This window comes from Microcoleus sp. w1-18aA5 (assembly GCF_036701705.1).
In the GTDB taxonomy this organism is placed as follows: domain Bacteria; phylum Cyanobacteriota; class Cyanobacteriia; order Cyanobacteriales; family Microcoleaceae; genus Microcoleus.
Genome location: NZ_JAUPTE010000108.1, coordinates 1 through 18,548, shown reverse-complemented (window position 1 = coordinate 18,548; position 18,548 = coordinate 1). Strand labels below are relative to the sequence as shown.

The 18,548-nt window shown below is 46.2% G+C and carries 17 protein-coding genes; 7 read left to right on the top strand and 10 right to left on the bottom strand.

Annotation, left to right across the window (positions count from 1 at the left end):
- Nucleotides 1-73 precede the first annotated feature (73 nt).
- From Q5691_RS25475 to Q5691_RS25455, 5 genes are all read right to left on the bottom strand, one after another.
- Nucleotides 74-475 (bottom strand): HNH endonuclease signature motif containing protein, encoded by a 402-nt coding sequence (locus Q5691_RS25475; RefSeq protein ID WP_333347852.1) that lies wholly within the window; start codon nucleotides 473-475, stop codon nucleotides 74-76.
- Entirely contained in the window at nucleotides 472-828 is a 357-nt protein-coding gene (locus tag Q5691_RS25470) for a hypothetical protein (RefSeq protein ID WP_333209990.1), read from the bottom strand. The genes Q5691_RS25475 and Q5691_RS25470 overlap by 4 nt, the downstream gene beginning before the upstream one ends.
- Nucleotides 829-941: 113 nt before the next feature.
- Nucleotides 942-1,343: a hypothetical protein gene (locus tag Q5691_RS25465; protein WP_333347849.1), complete on the bottom strand. Its 402-nt coding sequence runs from the start codon at nucleotides 1,341-1,343 to the stop codon at nucleotides 942-944.
- Between the two features lie 65 nt (nucleotides 1,344-1,408).
- Nucleotides 1,409-3,001, bottom strand: a complete 1,593-nt coding sequence (locus Q5691_RS25460) for a serine hydrolase (RefSeq protein WP_333347846.1) — start codon at nucleotides 2,999-3,001, stop codon at nucleotides 1,409-1,411.
- A gap of 305 nt (nucleotides 3,002-3,306) precedes the next feature.
- On the bottom strand, nucleotides 3,307-4,095 hold the full coding sequence (locus Q5691_RS25455; protein ID WP_333209996.1) for an RNA methyltransferase: 789 nt from the start codon (nucleotides 4,093-4,095) through the stop codon (nucleotides 3,307-3,309).
- Nucleotides 4,096-4,150: 55 nt separating this feature from the next.
- Between Q5691_RS25455 and Q5691_RS27815 the strand changes: the two genes are divergently transcribed.
- Together Q5691_RS27815 and Q5691_RS25445 are read left to right on the top strand one after the other, a co-directional pair.
- Nucleotides 4,151-4,423 (top strand): hypothetical protein, encoded by a 273-nt coding sequence (locus Q5691_RS27815; protein WP_445304747.1) that lies wholly within the window; start codon nucleotides 4,151-4,153, stop codon nucleotides 4,421-4,423.
- A 51-nt stretch (nucleotides 4,424-4,474) separates the two neighbouring features.
- Nucleotides 4,475-5,410 carry an isoaspartyl peptidase/L-asparaginase gene (locus Q5691_RS25445; RefSeq protein ID WP_333347843.1) on the top strand — a complete coding sequence of 312 codons (936 nt, stop codon included), beginning with the start codon at nucleotides 4,475-4,477 and terminating at the stop codon, nucleotides 5,408-5,410.
- 288 nt (nucleotides 5,411-5,698) lie between these two features.
- Here the strand turns inward: Q5691_RS25445 and Q5691_RS25440 are convergent, their stop codons facing one another.
- Nucleotides 5,699-7,003, bottom strand: a complete 1,305-nt coding sequence (locus Q5691_RS25440) for a WD40 repeat domain-containing protein (RefSeq protein ID WP_333347840.1) — start codon at nucleotides 7,001-7,003, stop codon at nucleotides 5,699-5,701.
- A 143-nt stretch (nucleotides 7,004-7,146) separates the two neighbouring features.
- Here Q5691_RS25440 and Q5691_RS25435 point away from each other — a divergent pair, with 143 nt between their 5' ends.
- From Q5691_RS25435 to Q5691_RS25425, 3 genes are all read left to right on the top strand, one after another.
- The gene (locus Q5691_RS25435) at nucleotides 7,147-7,752 is read left to right on the top strand and encodes a hypothetical protein (protein WP_333210003.1); all 606 of its coding nucleotides are present in this window, start codon (nucleotides 7,147-7,149) and stop codon (nucleotides 7,750-7,752) included.
- 76 nt (nucleotides 7,753-7,828) lie between these two features.
- On the top strand, nucleotides 7,829-8,317 hold the full coding sequence (locus Q5691_RS25430; RefSeq protein ID WP_333307526.1) for a hypothetical protein: 489 nt from the start codon (nucleotides 7,829-7,831) through the stop codon (nucleotides 8,315-8,317).
- 495 nt (nucleotides 8,318-8,812) lie between these two features.
- Nucleotides 8,813-9,565, top strand: a complete 753-nt coding sequence (locus Q5691_RS25425; protein WP_333210007.1) for a hypothetical protein — start codon at nucleotides 8,813-8,815, stop codon at nucleotides 9,563-9,565.
- Nucleotides 9,566-9,736: 171 nt separating this feature from the next.
- Here the strand turns inward: Q5691_RS25425 and glmU are convergent, their stop codons facing one another.
- Nucleotides 9,737-11,125: a bifunctional UDP-N-acetylglucosamine diphosphorylase/glucosamine-1-phosphate N-acetyltransferase GlmU gene (gene glmU / locus Q5691_RS25420; RefSeq protein WP_333210009.1), complete on the bottom strand. Its 1,389-nt coding sequence runs from the start codon at nucleotides 11,123-11,125 to the stop codon at nucleotides 9,737-9,739.
- 484 nt (nucleotides 11,126-11,609) lie between these two features.
- On the opposite strand from glmU, the gene Q5691_RS25415 reads away from it, so the two are divergent.
- Together Q5691_RS25415 and Q5691_RS25410 are read left to right on the top strand one after the other, a co-directional pair.
- Nucleotides 11,610-12,578 (top strand): hypothetical protein, encoded by a 969-nt coding sequence (locus tag Q5691_RS25415; protein ID WP_333210010.1) that lies wholly within the window; start codon nucleotides 11,610-11,612, stop codon nucleotides 12,576-12,578.
- A 26-nt stretch (nucleotides 12,579-12,604) separates the two neighbouring features.
- The gene (locus Q5691_RS25410) at nucleotides 12,605-13,429 is read left to right on the top strand and encodes a sulfurtransferase (protein ID WP_333347837.1); all 825 of its coding nucleotides are present in this window, start codon (nucleotides 12,605-12,607) and stop codon (nucleotides 13,427-13,429) included.
- Between the two features lie 229 nt (nucleotides 13,430-13,658).
- Here the strand turns inward: Q5691_RS25410 and Q5691_RS25405 are convergent, their stop codons facing one another.
- From Q5691_RS25405 to Q5691_RS25395, 3 genes are all read right to left on the bottom strand, one after another.
- The gene (locus tag Q5691_RS25405) at nucleotides 13,659-15,131 is read right to left on the bottom strand and encodes an MBOAT family protein (RefSeq protein ID WP_333347834.1); all 1,473 of its coding nucleotides are present in this window, start codon (nucleotides 15,129-15,131) and stop codon (nucleotides 13,659-13,661) included.
- A 583-nt stretch (nucleotides 15,132-15,714) separates the two neighbouring features.
- A complete protein-coding gene (locus tag Q5691_RS25400; RefSeq protein ID WP_333347831.1) occupies nucleotides 15,715-17,274 on the bottom strand; it encodes an ATP-binding protein in 1,560 nt (519 codons plus the stop codon).
- Nucleotides 17,271-18,290: an ATP-binding SpoIIE family protein phosphatase gene (locus Q5691_RS25395; RefSeq protein ID WP_333347828.1), complete on the bottom strand. Its 1,020-nt coding sequence runs from the start codon at nucleotides 18,288-18,290 to the stop codon at nucleotides 17,271-17,273. Before Q5691_RS25395 ends, Q5691_RS25400 begins: the two co-directional genes overlap by 4 nt.
- Nucleotides 18,291-18,548 lie beyond the last annotated feature (258 nt).

The window sequence follows — 18,548 nt, the reverse complement described above, 5'->3', positions numbered from 1 at the left end:
TTAGCAGGCATTCACTTTGTCTGAATATCATTATGTTATATTATACCACTATGCGTTTTAAATGCACAACAGCTTATTGCCCCATACTGATAAGTTGCTCGCGTTCGAGGATGCGTTCTAGGAGGTTAAATTGCAGAATTTTAGCAGTTACGCGCCCTTCTGGTGTCCGTGGGACGATTACTCCTCCTTCTAGCCGAAAGTGCTCTGACCATTCCTGGAGGCGGGGATTAAAAAAGGGAGTTAGCTGTCCTGTCTCAGGGTCGATGGAACCTAGGTCAGTTCCTTTGAAACGGTTGCAGCAAGGACAGGATAACGCTAGGTTTTCAGCTTCCGTGACCCCATCATGTTTTTCAGCAATGATGTGTTCCATTTCAAAAGCAAAGAGTGAAGCCGTTTGGGGAAATCGACAATACTCGCATTGCTCTCCGGCGCGTTGGGTGACGACGCGACGCAGAGTGGCTGGTACATAACTCATGCTTCTGTCTGTAAGCGTTTGTAGGCGTGAGCTTTGGCTAAACGCACCCAATGTTCTAACAGCAAATAGCGATCGAGTTCGACTTCCTCTCTGGCCGAAATAGTGCCGGATTTATTGCGATCGAGCAGTTGGCTCATGCGGGCTTGCAACGCAGGTGTGGGGCGGATTGCGAGGATTTCTTCTGGGCTGGGTTGACTCGCTAGCAGTTCGACGATTTGGCGATCGTCTTGGTAGGGGATGGTTTCTGCGGGGGCGAGTTCCCGAAGTGCGCGATCCAGGGCTTCCGGGAGACGATCGCCCAATTGTTGCAGTTTTTCGCCAAGGATATCGGGAACTTCTAGGATAATTTGCATTAGTGCTGATCTGAGGATGGGAATTCCCTTGATTGTAACAAAGGGAAAAAATGCCGTTAACTTAAATTTCGATCGAGGATTAAAACTGCATAGCCCGATATTTACACAGTTGTTCACAATGGAGATAACTGGCGAATTTGCCCATTGTAATCAACTCTGATTCGGCCATCTTGGGAAACCGTAACAACCGTTTCTACCGTAAAGACAGACGAACCAGGCTTGGAACCCTTAAAAGTAAAAGTCCAAGTTCCATCGCCATTGTCTACAAAAGGCGATTCCCTAGAAATACCGTGCATAGAAGCTTCAGCTCGATAGTTGCCTAAACCCCCATTAGCCCTTTCTGCTGCTTGACGGGCTAAGTTTTTTGCCCGATTGAGTTCGATATTATTGTTGATCACTCTCACGCCGTCCGTCTCAGATTCAGGAGCAGGATTAGCATTACTCAAGGTGGGGGAGACTCCAACGGCTAAAGTTGAGAGCGCTACCAGACAAGCAAGGCGGATGCTTAGTTTCATAATACAAACTGATTTATAGTTTGATAAAGTCTACGAGACTTGTCCGAAAAAACCCGGTTGAATTTTCAATTTTTAATTTTCACTTGTGAATCGGCTGGCGTTTCCCCACCGTACAAATAGCGGTAACTCATCCGAGAAATCTCCCGAATCAATGTTTGAGCTGGCTTCTCTGTTTCCGGTGAATGCTTCACCATCACCGCCACCAAATAACGCTTACCATTCGGCAAATCCACCATCCCCGCATCCGCAAGCATTGTATCAATGTTGCCGGTTTTGTGAGCAATAACTGAACCTTCGCCTAAACCTTTCGGCAGCAAAGAATCATTTCTAGTTTGGCGCATGATTTGCAAAATGCGATCGCGCGATTTCACCGATACCAAATTACCCCGATCAATCTGGGCTATGATATTAATCAAATCCTGCGGACTGGTAGTATTAGTTCCCTCCAAATCCGGCAAATTATTGCGGAGAACCGTCGCCCTCAAACCCCAATTGGCAAAATGCTGATTCAACACCTCCGCACCTCCCAACAACTCAATCATCATATTTGTCGCCGTATTGTCACTGACAACAATCATTTTTTGGGCAACTTCCAAAGCCGAATACTTCTTGCCAGGAGCCTGGTCTTGCATATCCCCAGAACCGCCGACAATGTGTTCGGACTTCAGCGTCAGCACCTGATCTAACTGCACTTTGCCCTCATCTACTGCTTGGAAAAAAGCTACTAAAATTGGCACTTTAATCGTACTAGCTGAAGCAAAAGCAGTATCGCCATTAAAATTTAGGTAGCTTCCAGTATCTAAATCGACTAGAAATATTCCGGCTGTCAAACTAGGATTTTCTGTTGCTAAAACCTGAACTTGGGTTTTCAACGCTCCTAATTCTTGATTCAGTTGCAGCACTTCTCCTGTCACCGCTGCCGCAGATGCGCTGTCGCCTGCATCTGGGTTTTTCTGCCCTGCGGTGGTTTGTTCTTCTGGCGCTACAGTGGATGCTCGACTCACAGCATTTACCACCGACAGCAGCGTACCGCAAATCACCGCTATGCCAACTCCCAGAATCAGCAAGCGAGTAGCGTACACCAACGGCGGTACGCTCCGAGGTGCAGAGCGTTTACCCGGTCTCTCACTCGCTTTTGGGCGCGGTTTAGGCACGGGGGCTTTTTTGGCATCTGCGGGGATTACCGTGTCTGAAATGCGAACTGGGGGCGAACTGGGACGACTTCCACGGGTTGCAGGGGGAGTGGTAGTTGGGGGCTGGCTGTTGGGATTGCTGGCGATCGAACTCACATTTTCCCGCTCCTGATTCGGATCGGGAAACTCAAACATATCAACAGCAGCGAGGCCTTTTTTGCGGGGTTGGCGAGTCTTCGACTGCGGAGTTTTGCTGGTTCTGGGTTTTCTGGGGTTAATTGCCGATCGAGGATCGGATAAAAAGTCTTGTGTAGTAAATTCTTCCGAAGATGTGGGAGAATTGGCTCCATTTCTGCTGCCGCGGCCCTGTTGCTGTGGCAAAGTCGCAGGTTCGGGCGATCGGATTTCTGGGTTGCCGTTTTGCGGTTGCGGAGGGCGGCGGCGGCCCGATTTGCCAGACTGACTTGCTTTGCCGGACTTAGGCTGCTTTGAGCCGGAGTTGGGAGAAGATATCGAGGATATCACGGATAATATCGATCCTTTGGGAAACCGCTCTGCCACGTCTTACTCCTTCATCACTAATGTAAAGTTCAAGTTTAAGATTTTTCAGCTTGCCAGCCAATCAATTTTAAATTTTAGATTTTAGATTTTAGATTTTAGATTTGCCCCAGACGCTGCAGGATATCAGCAACCGGGTTTATTGCTCGCAAATTATCGCAAAGCTTAGGTTTTTAGTCAAGAAACTCTGTGATGAAGGTGACAAGTGGGTGCAGGAAAGTTCTCTGTGAAAAAAATCCTCAATCTCACATCCCCAATTATCAGCATTTCTGCTAGCTATCCATTAGATTTTCCGGCAACGCCCCATCCAGAGTATCAGAATTTGCCTCTCGTGGGTAAGTTTTGATTGCCCATTCTGTTTGGCGGAGGACGCCCCGCAGCATGGCGACTTCATCCACTGTGGGATAGGCTCTGTTGTACAAACGCCGAAATTTTTCCATCCGGCTTGCTGCTGTGTGCGGCTGCAAATATTTTATTTTGAGTAACAGTGTTTCTAGTTGCTGGTAATATCCCTCTAAATTTTCCAAGGGAGCCGATTCCTTCTGGCCACTGACAACTGACAACTGACAACTGACAACTGACTTGTATAGTTCGTAACAGCAGATAGCGACGGCTTGGGCGAGATTTAGGGAAGTGTAGGCATCGCTGCTGGGAATGCGAATCAGGCGTTGAGCGCGGTTTAATTCGGCATTGGTCAAGCCGCAGTCTTCTCGGCCGAAAATGAGGGCGCTGGGGGCTTCTAGGAGCCAAGGCAAGGCCTCTGCGGGTTCTTCTAGTTGTGTTGGCAACGATCGACTATCATCTCCTGTAGTTGCGATCGCTCTGACACACCCAACCAAAGCAGCGGGCAAACTCTCGACTACTTTCGCCGTTTCCAATATGTCGGCGGCGCGAACTGCCATCAGTCGGGATTCTTCCCCTAAATAATCGCATTGGGGATTTACCAAAACTAATTGGTGCAAACCCATATTTTTCATCACGCGGGCAACAGAACCCACATTCAAGGGCCCTGCTGGTTCGACTAAGACTATTCGGATGTTGGCCTCGGCCTTTTCGAGCATTTTTATTTGGGAGGTGTTTGGCAGAAATTATGTTGTTTCCTTAGCAACAGGCAAGATGCCTGTTCCACAATCAAATTTAACTATGAGTGGAACAGGCATCTTGCCTGTTCATAAAAATGGTACAAGATGTGAATTAGTTAATCTCTTGTCAAAATTAGCATGGCTAAGCAACGATCGAAATCTGATTTACCAACAAAAATGTGCCCGGTGTGCGATCGACCTTTTACTTGGCGCAAAAAATGGGCCGACTGCTGGGATGAGGTTAAATACTGCTCCGAGCGTTGTCGTCGCCGCCGTTTCGCCGCTTAAGATTAATAATTTACGGTAATTTGCTCGATCAAAGCTAAGATTGCAAAGGAAAAATTTTAGGTTAAAAATTATGGCATCGCTACAAGTGCAACCAAAGCTAGTTATTCACGGCGGTGCCGGCAGTTCTCTACATAGTAAAGGCGGAATTGAGGCGGTGCGGAAATCGCTTTACGATGTTTTGGAGGAAGTTTATCCGCTGCTGAAAGACGGTGCAAGTGCCGTAGATGCAGTGGTGCGGGGGTGCCAATTATTGGAAGATGACCCGCGATTCAATGCCGGTACTGGTTCTGTAGTGCAGTCGGACGGTCAAATTCGGATGAGTGCTTCCCTGATGGATGGTTTGATGCAGCGTTTCAGCGGGGCGATTAATGTTTCTCGCGTTCAACATCCGATCGAACTTGCTCAATTTTTGCAGAATTCGGACGATCGGGTTCTCTCTGATTTTGGTTCGGCGGAATTGCTGCGAGAACTTCAATTGCCGATTTACGATCCGATGACGGATTTGCGTTTGCACGAGTGGATGCAGGAACGCCAAGGCAATTTTAGCAAAGCAATGGCTGACGTGGTTGCCGAACCGGCCGGTGTGGGTACGATCGGAGTCGTAGCTTTGGATGTGCATGGACGCTTGGCTGCTGGGACTTCGACTGGTGGCAAGGGTTTTGAGCGGATTGGGCGGGTTAGCGACTCGGCGATGCCGGCGGGAAATTACGCGGCCCAAAGTGCGGCGGTAAGCTGTACGGGGATTGGCGAGCACATTATGGACGAGTGTTTGGCCGCGCGAATTGTGATTCGGGTAACAGATGGTTTGAGTTTGAAAGCTGCTTTTGAGCGTTCTTTTACTGAAGCTGACGAACGTCAACGGGATTTTGGCGCAATTGGAATTGATGCTAGCGGGGCGATCGCTTTCGGCAAAACTAGCGAGGTGATTTTGGGTGCTTTTCACAATGGTATGGAAATGGGCGATACTTTGGAAATGAGCAAGGGAACGTTGATTTTTATTGCTTAAAAGGGCGATATAAATTGTCAGTATGTGGTTCAGATACCCGACTTGTTCAAAAAGTCGGGTATCTCGATCGGCGTTAGTTTTATATCAAATCCGGTGGCATCATAATTGATATTATATCAATTCCGGCCTCGGCCGGAATGATATCAAATCCGCGCTTCATCCTCGGGCGTAAAGTCTAATCAAGCTGCCAACAAATAATTCGCGCAATTTTCATTTTTTTGACCCCTCCTTCTACAGTCAACAGTCAACAGTCAACAAGCACGGACGGTGCAACCGGAATTGATATTCTTAAATCCGCAGTTGCCAAAGTTTAACAGTACCATTCTCCCCGCCGCTGACGAGAATTTCGCCCAAAAGCCCGATCGCCACCGCAGACACAGGGCTAGAATGTCCACCTAAAGTGTGCAGCAATTCGCCGCGAAGATTCCAAAGTCTAACAGTACCGTCAAAACACCCCACTGCAAAGTATTTCCCATCAGGGCTAATTGCGGCGGCAGAAGTGATGCGAATTCCTGTTTGCAGCGAATGCAATAATTCGCCTGTTTGCAAATTCCAGAGTTTGATAGTTTGGCCGCCGTGACTGACAAGAATTTGGCTATCGGAAGAAATCGCTACATAATTTTCGCTGCCAAAAGTTCGCCTCACTTCGCCTCCCGGCAATTCCCACAAAGTGACTGTGGCGCGACAGAAACCGCTGGCTGCATTGAGTCCGCTGGCTACTAGCATTTTGCCGTTGGGACTCAGGGCGATCGCACTTATGTCATCCCCTTGATAGCCTTCCAAAACTTGCAGCAGTTGGCCGCTGTTGAGGTGCTGAAGCTGGATTGTGCCGCGGGTGGTGCCGATCGCCAAAATTTGCCAGTCGGGGCTGACTGCGACGGATTCGTGGCGGTGCACCTCTGCCAAACGCTTCAGCAGTTCGCCATTTTGCAGGTTCCAGAGTTTGACTGTGCCCGCGCGCGATCGTGTCAGCAGCGTTTTGCTGGCGGGACTGAAAGCAACTAGCAACACGGCTGTTGAATGTCCGAAAATTGTCTGCTGCAGTTCCCCGCTGTGCAAACTCCAAATTTTCACTGTACTCTCCTCAGAACCTGTTGCGAGGAATTGTCCGTCGGGACTGATAGCCGCAGACAAAATCCTGTCTGAATGGTGGAGAGTAGCTTTTAAGATGGCGCCGGTTGAGGTTTTTGGCTGCGTTTTATATCCGGCTATTTCCAGCCAGTCGATCGCATCTCTCCAATTTTTGAGAGCATTTCGGGGTCGATTTGTCAATAATTCTATATATCTGTACAAAGTTTTTGACAAATCAACTTCGACACCTTTGATTTGTTTGTTGAGAAATACCGCAATTTCGGCTGGGCTGTAGCCGCACAGCAAGCCGCAGAGATGCCGCTTTTCTACGGGTGTCAGCCCTCTTCTGGTGTGGGGGGCGAATTCTTGTTTGGCATTTGCCAAGTCGCTGTAAAGCTTTTGGATGTCCCAGCCGGTGCTGGCGCGTGCAAATGGTTCTTCGGGTTGATCGAGGGTAGAGGGTATCATTTGCGGCAGTCGCGATCGAGTTCCTAGTCTAATTCCTAACCAAAATCCTAACATTCGCTGTGCGCGATCGAACTGTTGTCACCGCTAATCTATTTTTAACACAGCAAACAGGGGAAAGAGTTTCAGGTTGAAAATGTGCCTCAATCCTTACGTTTACAGTTTGTCAAATAACTTTACACAAACGGGAGCAACAGAAAATGTCTATCTATTCAATCGTCTTCTTTTTTGGCGGTCTGGGCTTTATTTTAATTTTGGTTGGTTATATCTGGGGATTATCTCAAGCTATTGAACAAGAAACTCTGTGGGGATTGGTTTACTTTTTTGTTCCCTTTGCTTCCTGGGTATTTCATATTAAAAATTGGAGTAATAAAAAAGTTAGACAACCATTTTTACTTCAACTTGCTGGATTCCTAATGTATTTCTTGTTAGGCATTATTATTGCATTATTGCCTGTAATAGGTATTCTCGGAACCGATGCTTCAGCGCCTAATGTATATCTGGGGTCTAACGAGCAATCGCCATCTTCTTTTTCTTCGGATTTCAATACTTATCCATCACTCTCTCAAGAGCCATATCCTACTTCTGCTGCACCTGTAACTAATCCTAATTCTGCTCGTGTTGCTGCTCAAAATTCGGACTTCAAACAATCGATGAAACTCGGCTATATCTACTACGGACAGGGAGACTATCAAACCGCTTTAATCAATTTTAACAGAGCGTTACAGGTACGTCCGGGCGATGCTTATGCTGTCAAGTCTGTTTACAACACCAAAAGTGCGATCGTCCAAACCAGTGTTAAATAATAATCCGTGCCTGAGCAATTGGATATAGCGGATAGATAAGTAATTCACCTTGTTGGTGAAAATCCAAAATGAACTAATGAAAATTCTCAACCAAACACCGACTAAACTAACAATTCAATCTTCGAGCGCCTGGGATGGTTTGCTATTAATTTGTCCCTTCATCGTCATTGGATTATTGCAGATAATTTTAGCATCAAATTGGATAGGTGGAGGCATATTTCTGTTGTTTTCGCTGTCTTTGTTGGACGGCGCGATAGATGAAACATACATTTTTGATAAAACTTTTAGCAAAATGACCATTAAACGACGGGGTGTGTGGCTTCATGATGTTACCGAATGCTCAACTCGCGAGATTTCTGCGGTGGAATTAGAGGAAATAGGAGATAGCGAGGGAAATCGTAGCTATTATGTTGATTTGTTGATGTTCGGGGGCGATATCATCTGTTTAAGAAGCTATTCACTAACAGAACAATACAAAATGGCTGACTTGATTCGCAGCTATATCTCGATTAGCGATAATCACACGATTAGTAATGTATTTGCCCTACAAAGCCGTGAACCCTAGCTATCCCGTAGGGAATCGCCCAAATCAATAACTAACGATAATTAAGTAGGCGCAATAAACCTGACCATGTAACAAAATGTAAACCTGTACTCATCTGCGTGATTAAATTCCTACGGAGGGCAAAGCTAACGTTTCATTCCCCATATAGTAATCCTAAATCATTTGTGAACTTCTTACTTCCTCCCCGCGAGTTCGGGGAGGGTTGGGGTGGGGTAAAAAAATTACAACTCCTGCAAGGATTCCCATAACATAATTAATATATTTTTAAGATTCATCTACTTTAAATCACGAAAAGCTATATTAAACCCAGCCGCAGGTAAACAGGTAAACTCGCGACCTAGGTGGTCGGCAAGACATTTTAGTGCTAATCTATTAGCAAAATAAAAGGGGTCATGGCAAAGGACGACTTCAAATAATATATAAGTTAACAATTTGGCTCATCGGGGTCGGTAAGTCGATATGTAGCCTCATTTTTGGAATCAAAAGGTGAGATAAATGAAAAAAATCAAGGAAACAGCAAGTGAATTAATAATTCAGACTCAAAGCATATTTGATTTTTGGTTCCCTAGTTGTTTATTCATGACATTTGGACTGATATCGCTGACTTTTGACTATCATGCAGCAAGTCTGAGCTGCCAGCGATTGCAGGCAAAACAAGGAAAGTGCCAGATTGTGCGATCGAATTTACTGGGATCGAACATCCAAGAAATTGAGCTGGATTCTTTGCGGGGAGCTAAAGTTGAAAGATGCGGCTATAAAACCAGAGTTGTACTTTTGACTTCTGTTGGCAATGTTCCTTTCACTGCTAACTCCACTAATTGGGGAACCCAAAACGCTGTGGCTTCTGACATCAATTTTTTTGTTAAGAATGCAAAAAATCGATGGCTGCGCTTAAGCCAAGACGATCGCTGGTTGGGATGGACAGGAGGCATATTTTTGCTCGCAGGAATCGCAGTGATCGTCTTGAGAAATAATGAAATTTACAGCTTCGATGGAACTTTAAACACCTTGACTATTAAACAGCGGGGTTTGTTGGCACGTAAAGTAACGGAATACTCTCTGTGCGAGATTTATGGCGTGGAAGTCGATCGAACAAAAGATCGGGATAATGACACTTGGTACGAAATCAGACTGTTAGTTTGTGGAGGCTCTCGCATCTCCCTACCCCGCACGATGAACCCATACCAGCAAGCAAAAATCGCTAAAGCGATTAACAACTATCTGCACCAACAAAATAACCAAAAATAGCCGATCGCGATGGACCCGATTTCTCAAGGTGGCGGACTTACACAAAAACCGGGTTTTTCACTAAAATCTCTTCTATATTGCCATCGCTTCCGTTATAAAAACCCGGTTTCTTTGGTATCCAGTGCGAAACTCGCGATTGGGTAGAAACTGATCATCTAAAAAGTAAATGGTTCACTTTTTAGGTTCTTTCAATTTCCAACCTGGTTTGACAACTTGCCGGGCACGGGCTATTACTAAACAATCATTCGGCACATCTTCTGTCACCACAGAACCCGCCGCTACAGTAACATCTTCCCCGACAGTTATCGGTGCAACCAGCACGCTGTTAGAACCAGTTTTACTTCCATCGCCTATTTGAGTTTTGTGCTTGTTTTTTCCGTCATAATTCGCCGTAATTGTCCCAGCACCGATGTTGACTTTTTCTCCCAAAGTCGCATCGCCTAAATAAGACAAGTGAGCTACATTAGTTCGATCGCCGATTTGAGTATTTTTCAATTCTACAAAATTGCCGACGCGGCAGTTCGCCCCAATTTCTGCGTGTCCCCGCAAGTGGGCGTAAGGGCCAATGCGGGAATTTTCAGCAACCATACTGTCAGAAACTACCGAATAAAGCACAGTCACATTTTCTGCAATCTGACTGTTTTCGATCAAACTGCCGGGGCCGATGCGACTCCCAGAGGCGATCGAAGTGTTTCCCCGCAAGTGAGTTTGCGGTTCAATTACCACATCCGGCTGCAACTCTACGGTATCGTCAATGGTGATGCTGTTGGGATCTAGCAGCGTCACTCCCGCCGTCATCCATTTGTCCTTTATCCGCGTTTGCAAAATATCGCAAGCTGTGGCTAAATGTTTGCGATCGTTAATTCCCAATATTTCTTGATAATCTTCCACATCCACCGCCATCACCGGATTGAGGAAATTTACCGTGTCAGTTAGGTAATATTCTTTTTGGTCATTGTCTGCCTTCAATTCTGGCAAAATTTTCTCTAAATCCGGCCAGTGAAAACAGTAAACACCTGCATTAATTCGGTGATTTTGCTTTTGAGCTTGTGTGCAGTCGCGGTCTTCGACAATTTGCTGGACTAAGTTTTGACTGTCGGTAAATACTCGGCCGTACCCTTGAGGATTAGGCAAATTAGCTGTCAATAAAGTAGCAGAGTTTTGGTGCTGTTTGTGAATTACCATCAATTGTTTGAGAGTTTCTGCCCTCAGCAAAGGTACATCCCCATTTAATACCAGCAAATCTCCTTGAAATCCCTCTAAGTGAGGCAGCAATTGTTGAATGGCATGACCTGTTCCCAATTGTTCGGTTTGTTCGACAAATTCTAGGGGAGGAGATTCAAGATTTTTTCCTGATCTTTCTTGACATCCAATCAGAGATTCTTTAACGAGTTCACCTCGATAACCGACGATGACAAGTCGCCTCGTAATTTGAATTTCTTGACAACTTTGGAGGACTCGCTCAACTAGCGATCGACCGCCCAATTCGTGTAGAACTTTAGGCAAGTCAGATTTCATGCGCGTGCCACGTCCAGCCGCTAAAATTGCTATTGCTACCATTGTGCGATCGAGTTATTTGCTATAAAAACTTGAATATTGACTAACTGATGATATCACTCGCTGTCCGCCGATGGCACTGCGATCGCACAAATTTTTCATCTAAAATTTCCCATCTCGCATCCGCGCGATTAAGGATTTTTCCAGGCGGATGCTGGTTTTAGGGGCGATGCTTGCAATATCTGGACTGGCGCGCCTGGTATCAAAAACCTAGTTGCAGCAGCAGTAGCAGTATTTGGCGGCTGACCAAGACGACTTGCATTCCTCACTAAAAACCTGAGTTCGTTTGGCAGTAAGGAGTGCGAGTCTTTTCCCAAGGGCGGGGAGGGAGAGCGACAGTGATAATTTGCATCTTAGGGCTGGGATTTGCCACGATACATTATACTATTTGTTGAATTTCAGTTAGGGTGTTTTCAACTTTAAAAAACTATTTCTGACTTTTTCATTCTTTCTGCCTTCTACCTTCTGCATTATCAGGTGTCCAGCTATGACAGAGCTTAATTTTCAGGAACTTGCCAAGCAGGGAAATCTCGCCAGTGCTATCGCATCTTGGCTAAACAGCCAGTTGCAATCTGAAGGCATCACAGCCTCCGCGAATCTCGACGGCGACTGTTTGGATGTAATTCTTGAGGCCGAGCAAGTACCCATAGAAAATACATTAGTTGATTTGGTTCGCACCGAGCTGACAAATTTGCAGCCGGATTCGATTCGCAAAGTGAAGGTTGAGGGCCGAGAAAGCGGTCAGATTGCTGTTGCTTGGAGTCAAGAGTTTAGTTTAGAGAACAGTAATTTTGAACCACAAAGCTTTGCAGGAGAAGCTGTACCAAATACTGCTGTTGCTAATATGGACGATCGCACAGACATGGAGAACAATATTGAGGAGGAAAAACCGTCGGAACTTGCAGCATTTGAGAACCGACTGCGCTCGACTTTCATTGTAGTGGGGCTAGTAACGGGTATGTTGGCGATCGCGGTGGTGGCGTTTGTCGGTAAAATTTTGAACCAGCCAGCAGCAACTGCGGGGAATAATCCCGATGAAACAGCAAATTTAGCAACTGTACTGGATACTGCACCAGATACTTTTCGAGAAGCCGTTAACAGTGCACTCAAAGCAGCAGAGTTAGGGCGATCGGCAAAAACCAAGACCGATTGGACTACAGTTATCGATCGTTGGCAAGAAGCCGTCTCATTAATGAGAAGAGTACCAGTCTCTAGCCCCAACTATCAACTAGCTCAATCAAAAGTAATCGAGTATCAGAAATATCTGCTTTACGCTCAAGAAGCAGCCGTAACTCCCCCTCTGCCAACTCCAACTCCCGCACCCGTCGAAAAATCACCTTCGGAAAAAGCAACTCCTAAAAAATTAAATTCTGAAAAAAGAGCTTCGGAGAAAGCAAATTCTAAAAAATCTCGTACCGACAAAGCAGAACCAGATAAAAAAGCTCCTTCCCGATAAATGTTAAAACATAGATGTGAAAAATTATGACTGACAACACTTTAATCATTTCTCCTGAATGGTTAGCCACCAATACCGACAATCCGCAAGTTGTAATTATTGACTGTCGGTTTTCCCTTGCCGACCCTGAATTGGGACAAAAACAATATCAAGAAAGTCACATTCCGGGAGCTTTCTATTTAGATTTAAACCGCGATCTCGCGAGTTCAGTGGGCAAACACGGCGGTAGACATCCCCTGCCAAATATTGAAGAATTAACTGATAAATTGAGCGCTATCGGTATTAATTCAGCAGAAACTTTAGTCGTCGCCTATGACGATTCGCGGCTGGCTTTTGCGGCTCGTTTGTGGTGGCTGCTGCGATATATGGGACACAGCAAAGTCGCTTTGTTAGACGGCGGTTTCAGCGGCTGGAAAGCGGCGGGATATCCGGTAACAAATACTTTGCCAGACCCCCGCGAGGGTAAATTTGTTGCTCATTTGCAGCAGGATTTGGCGGTAGATATTGAGGCAGTGAAAGAGCGTAAAGACTTACCGGGAAAGGTTTTGATTGATTCGAGAGAAAGCGAGAGATATGAAGGTTTGCGGGAGCCGATCGACCCCATTGCAGGTCACATTCCGGGTGCGGTTAACTATCCTTGGCAAGGGGTGACGGATGAAACTGGAAAAGTGCGATCGGCATCCGAACAAAAACAGCGCTGGACAGAATTAGAAAAAGCGGAAGAAATTATTGTTTATTGCGGTTCCGGGGTGACGGCTTGCGTTAATTTACTGTCTTTAGAAATCGCCGGAATTCCCGATGCTAAACTTTATGTCGGTAGCTGGAGTGACTGGTGTTCTTATCAGTTGTAGTGTGCCGGAGTCCGATGATTGTTGACTGTTGACTGTGATTTCTAGGATGGTCATCGCGCACCAAAGCGGGGAATCACTTCGGCGCACCTTACGGGGAATAAAAGGAAAATCAAATATAGCAACAGCCAAGACGGTTAGGACGTTGTTAATGGCTGAAATGATTGATTTTATTGCTTCTTCCTTCTTTCTTCCGACTTCCATCGGACTTCATTCCTTCTGCTATAATACCCTAAAAATCAAAATAAATATAAGGCAAACCCCCTTCGGGAGCCAACACCCAAACGGCATACAAACAAAGCGGCACTAACACCAATTTCAGCGGCCAATTTAACTCTAATTTCAAACCCCGACTCAACGCATAATTCCCCAGCATCGCTGCAGCCAAAGCGGCCAGAATCCAAGTTAAATGCACTCTTTCCAAACCCAAAACTTCGCCATAAACTTTCTCAGCAAACTGCACGTCAGCAGTGTGTCCCCACAAATGCGAAATCGCCCATCCAGAATCCTTTAAATCGGGAAGGCGGAAAAATATCCAACTAGCAAAAACCATCGCCTGAGTCAACAGCCAACCGATCGCAATACCGATCGGATTTTCCCACAAAAACTCGATCCGCAACCGCTTAAACACCACATCAGTCAGCCTGTGAACAGCCAAAGCTAAACCGTGTAAACCCCCCCACACAATAAATCCCCAAGCTGCCCCGTGCCAAATTCCCGCAATTAACATGACGATTGACAAATTCAGACAAGTGCGCCACAAACCGACTCGCGAACCCCCCAAAGGAAAATACAAATAATTGCGTAGCCAATCGCCTAAAGTCATGTGCCAGCGTCGCCAAAAATCAGCTATGCTGGCACTAAAATAAGGGAAATCAAAATTTGGTGGCAAATACCAACCCAGCAGCAAAGCAGTACCGCGCGCCATGTCAACATAGCCACTAAAATCGAGATAAAGTTGCAGCCCGTAAGCAAAAATCGCCAGCCACAGATCCTCGCTACCCGCCCGCTGCAAGTTGGTAAAGCTTAAATCGACATAAATTCCCAAGTTATCTGCGAAAAGACCTTTTTTTACTGCACCAAAGGCGATCGTCCAAAGTCCCTCAGAAATGCGATCGGGCGTCGGAAATTGCTGGGTTTTCAGTTGATAGATCAAGTTGTGATACCGAGTAATCGGGCCGGAAATCAGTTTTGGAAAAAACAACTTGTAAGCAGCAAAGTGCAGCAGCGAAGTAGCAGCAGGCGCGCCTCGGTACACGTCAATCAAATAAGCAATGCACTCAAAGCAAAAGAAACTCAATCCCAGGGGTGCGATGACGTGACTTTTCACCCAGTCAGCCCCGTCGATAGCTACAGGCCAATTGAACAAAGTGCCGATCGAACTCAATAAAAAAGGCACATACTTAAAGCCCAGAAGCAGCAACACATTCAGGCAGATACCTATCCAAAGCAGCAACAAACGGCGGCGGTTCCAAGATTCATTAGCAATCCGCCAATCCAGAGGTTCCCCAATCGCCATCGCCAAGCAGTAATTAAACAAAGCCCCGACTAACAGCAGAGGAATGTACCAAATTTGCAGCGAAGCGTAAAAAATTAAACTACCCGCCAGCATGATAAACAGCCGCCACCACCGCACCGGAACCAACCAGTAAGCCGCGAACAAAACTAACAGAAACAGGGCATATTGAAGGGAGATGAAAGTCATACCATTTTAGATTTTAGATTTTAGATTTTAGAATTGGGAATGGCTTATTTTGTATGGGTTTGGATCGCGGGCCTACTGTGGCATTATTTTTATTAATCGAGACTTTGCTAAAAACGAGATTTATCAGGGATTTTAGCCGATCGCCGACACGAAAACAGGCCCTTGGTAAGTCCCTACTGTATAGTCGGCAACTGAGAACTGCTACATTTTACAGCACAAAGGTTAAATGCTGTTGCAAATTAAATAAATCTTGCATGCTATAAATTAACTCTCTTACGAACAATATAAAATTTGGTGAAAAAATATAATTCGGTTCACAGCATCGGACTTCAGTCCTCAAAAGCTATAATTCCTGATATCGTTTCTCTTCGCATCGGAATAATATTTTTCACCGTGCAGGCCTAGCATCCCGCACAGTAAAAAAGTGATGTAACCCAAAATGTTTTGAATTCATCACGATAGCAGGTATTTGACAAGTAGTTCGATCGCATTTCAACTCTTCCCAAACGTCAAATTCAGTCATACCCGGCATCATAATGTCCCTAAAGATGGGGCTCGGCAAAAAACAGCCGAGCCCCAACCTTCAGCACCGTGGGCGACTTATATCGCAGTACAAGGAATTTCTGCCAGCAAGTCTTTCAGCAAATACCGAAAAACTATCTTCATCCTCCCCAATCAAAACTTTGGCTGCTGAATCCGCCGCTGGCGATCGCCCGGAACCCCGCAAGCTACGAGAATTTTGGCTTTTCAGCGATATTTCATCTCGCTTAGCAGCGGACATTTCCAAAGGGTTTTCTTCCTCTCCAGGATACAGAATCGGCAGTGTGACAAAAAAAGTCGAACCCACTCCGGGTGAACTTGTGATTTCAATGCTTCCCCCTAGAAATTCCGCCAGTTTTTTGCACAAAGACAATCCCAATCCCGTGCCTTTGACGCCCTTCTGCAAGGGGTTTTCGAGTTGGACAAATTCTTCAAAAATCCGCCTTTGATCGGCTGGGGCAATGCCGATGCCCGTATCTGCTACTGAAAAAGTAACTGTTCCCTCCTCTCCCATTTCCGCAGCAACTCGAACTTCACCTGCTTCGGTAAATTTGAGGGCATTAGAAATCAGATTTCGCAAAATCTGAGAAACTTTGCCCTCGTCGGTTGTGAGGATTGGAAGTTCGAGAGGATCTTCAAAAATTATAGACACGGCAGAGTTTTGGGGAAGCAGGGGGCGCATCATTCCTCGCAGGGCGCTGAACAAATCTTCGACTTCAAAATCAGCCACGCGAACAGTTAGTTTTCCGGCTTCCACTTTGGCTAAATCTAACGAGTCGTTGACAAGTTCTGCGAGAGACTCGGCAGATTTATGAATGTAATTTACTTGCTTTTCCTGTTCGGCGGAAAGTTCTCCGTCTAGGCGATGTAACAAGATTTCGGAAAGGCTCAGAATTGCCGTTAGCGGAGTGCGAAACTCATGGCTCATATTGGAGAGAAAGCTGGTTTTGAGTTCGCTGGCGCGGCGGAGAGATTCGGCTTTGTCGTTCAATTCAGCGTAAAGTGCCAGGACTCCGCGATTGGTATCTTCTAGTTGTTGATTTAATTGTACGAGTTCTTCTTGACGCTGGCGGAGTTCGTCTAAAGTGCGTAGTAATTCTTGATTTTGCTGCTGAATTTCAGCGTAGGGATCTTCGGGAATTTGGCGCGCTAGTTTGTCAACTAATTGATTGAGTTCGATCGCACTCAGCGCCGGCATATTTTTGGAAAACTGTTTAATTAATTGTACAGCCGTTCCGCGATCGGGCGCCGAGTCGATTTGCACTTCGTCCATCAAGCGTTTCGCTGCTGCTAAACCAAGTCCCGCGCCGGTTTGCGATCGAAAATTGGGGCTTAACACAGCCGCTAAATCAGCAATTCCCGGCCCCGTGTCGGAAATCCGAGTCCGAAAAATTTGGGGCGATTCCCCTTCCACAATGAATTCTACTTTGCCACCGCCTGCATATTTGAAAGCATTGCGGGCAATTTCGGAAACTGCTGTGGCGATGCGGGTTTGTACTTGGGAATCGAATCCCAGCCCTTTAGCAATTTGGCGAGCTCTTTGGCGTACTTGTACGATGTCTTGTTCAAAACGGACTTCCGTCGTCAGGATTGGGTAACTCACGCTGCTTCTCTCACCTTGGCTACTATAACTGTCATGTCATCGCGAGTGCGTTTGAAGTCCCGGTAGAGCACGGCTGCGATTAAAGCAGGATGCCTGGAGGCTAAACCCGGGTAGCGGTTTAAATTCCACTGCGCCGCCAAACCGTCGGAGTGCATGATGAGTAGGGACTGCTGCGACCAAGGATAGACAAATTCTGCTACTTTTCGCATCATATGTCCAACTGTGCCGTTGTAGGAAACCATGCTGCGGCTTTGGTTATCTGTGACAACTACACCGCTGATGTTGCCAATTCCGGCAAAACAAATTGTTTGTTGAGTAAGATCGATTTGGGCGATCGCCGCCGCCGCTCCTCTGGTATTTTTTAAAGCAGCGTGCGCCTTTTCTAAAATTGCTTTCGGCCCAAGTTTGGCGTTTTCCTCAAATACCCGCACTGCTTCCTGAGACGCTTCCTGGGCCAAATCCCCGTAGCCGAGCCCGTCTGCAACTAAAATCAGGTTTTTCTCACAGTGATTTTCTGCCGCCCACGAATCCCCGCAAATTTGCTCTCCTGCTTTCGGTAAGTGGATAACCCCAAATTCTAAGTAATTGCTGTTTTGGAATGCTTCCCGGCTATTTTTGGTCGGTTCCAGCCGCGCTAATAAGGCTGACCCCAGTTTTGGTACAGAATGAATATCAAAAAAAGTAGAGAGGCGTTGAATTGCCCCCAGTCCCGTTCCAGGGCTTCCCGCTGTAGAAAAACCGTCCCGTAGACACAGCGCGACATTTGCCATTCCCTGCCCCCTATCGAGCGCTACTATTTCAATGCTATATCCTGCCGTTGTTTTTAATGTTCGCAGCAAAATTTCTCCTTCGCGGGCGTGCTTGACCACGTTTTTTGCTGCTTCGGTGGTAATAATTGCTACTTTACCGCGATCGGTCTCGTTAAATCCGACTTCGGCCGCCAGGGCGACTGCGATTCGGCGCGCTTCTCCCACTTGACTTTCTTCTGTTACGGGCAGGGCTACGGCATCTATCATTTTTTATCAGTTCTCATAATGAAATCCTCCATACGCCAACCCTCTCCGGGTATGGTGTGGCATTCCCAGAATCACTTCTTGGCTTTGCTGGTTGCTATTTATACCAATTTTAAAAAATAATACAACTATACGCAAGCTCCAAACCCCGATCGTCCTCAGTCAATCGATTTTAGATTTTAGATTAAACTGAAGTTCCCCCATTGACAAAAGGCGTCGGAGTATGTAGGGTAAACCTTTGGAGGATTTTGACTCCGGTTT

What these genes read in the sequence shown, in the direction of transcription:
- Q5691_RS25455 (WP_333209996.1), bottom strand. Translation starts at nt 4,095, where the DNA reads ATGCTCGAAAAGGCCGAGGCCAACATCCGAATAGTCTTAGTCGAACCA.
- Q5691_RS25395 (WP_333347828.1), bottom strand. Translation starts at nt 18,290, where the DNA reads ATGATAGATGCCGTAGCCCTGCCCGTAACAGAAGAAAGTCAAGTGGGA.
- Q5691_RS25440 (WP_333347840.1), bottom strand. Translation starts at nt 7,003, where the DNA reads ATGTTAGGATTTTGGTTAGGAATTAGACTAGGAACTCGATCGCGACTG.
- glmU (WP_333210009.1), bottom strand. Translation starts at nt 11,125, where the DNA reads ATGGTAGCAATAGCAATTTTAGCGGCTGGACGTGGCACGCGCATGAAA.
- Q5691_RS25425 (WP_333210007.1), top strand. Translation starts at nt 8,813, where the DNA reads ATGAAAAAAATCAAGGAAACAGCAAGTGAATTAATAATTCAGACTCAA.
- Q5691_RS25405 (WP_333347834.1), bottom strand. Translation starts at nt 15,131, where the DNA reads ATGACTTTCATCTCCCTTCAATATGCCCTGTTTCTGTTAGTTTTGTTC.
- Q5691_RS25415 (WP_333210010.1), top strand. Translation starts at nt 11,610, where the DNA reads ATGACAGAGCTTAATTTTCAGGAACTTGCCAAGCAGGGAAATCTCGCC.
- Q5691_RS25475 (WP_333347852.1), bottom strand. Translation starts at nt 475, where the DNA reads ATGAGTTATGTACCAGCCACTCTGCGTCGCGTCGTCACCCAACGCGCC.
- Q5691_RS25445 (WP_333347843.1), top strand. Translation starts at nt 4,475, where the DNA reads ATGGCATCGCTACAAGTGCAACCAAAGCTAGTTATTCACGGCGGTGCC.
- Q5691_RS25470 (WP_333209990.1), bottom strand. Translation starts at nt 828, where the DNA reads ATGCAAATTATCCTAGAAGTTCCCGATATCCTTGGCGAAAAACTGCAA.
- Q5691_RS25410 (WP_333347837.1), top strand. Translation starts at nt 12,605, where the DNA reads ATGACTGACAACACTTTAATCATTTCTCCTGAATGGTTAGCCACCAAT.
- Q5691_RS25465 (WP_333347849.1), bottom strand. Translation starts at nt 1,343, where the DNA reads ATGAAACTAAGCATCCGCCTTGCTTGTCTGGTAGCGCTCTCAACTTTA.
- Q5691_RS27815 (WP_445304747.1), top strand. Translation starts at nt 4,151, where the DNA reads ATGCCTGTTCCACAATCAAATTTAACTATGAGTGGAACAGGCATCTTG.
- Q5691_RS25430 (WP_333307526.1), top strand. Translation starts at nt 7,829, where the DNA reads ATGAAAATTCTCAACCAAACACCGACTAAACTAACAATTCAATCTTCG.
- Q5691_RS25435 (WP_333210003.1), top strand. Translation starts at nt 7,147, where the DNA reads ATGTCTATCTATTCAATCGTCTTCTTTTTTGGCGGTCTGGGCTTTATT.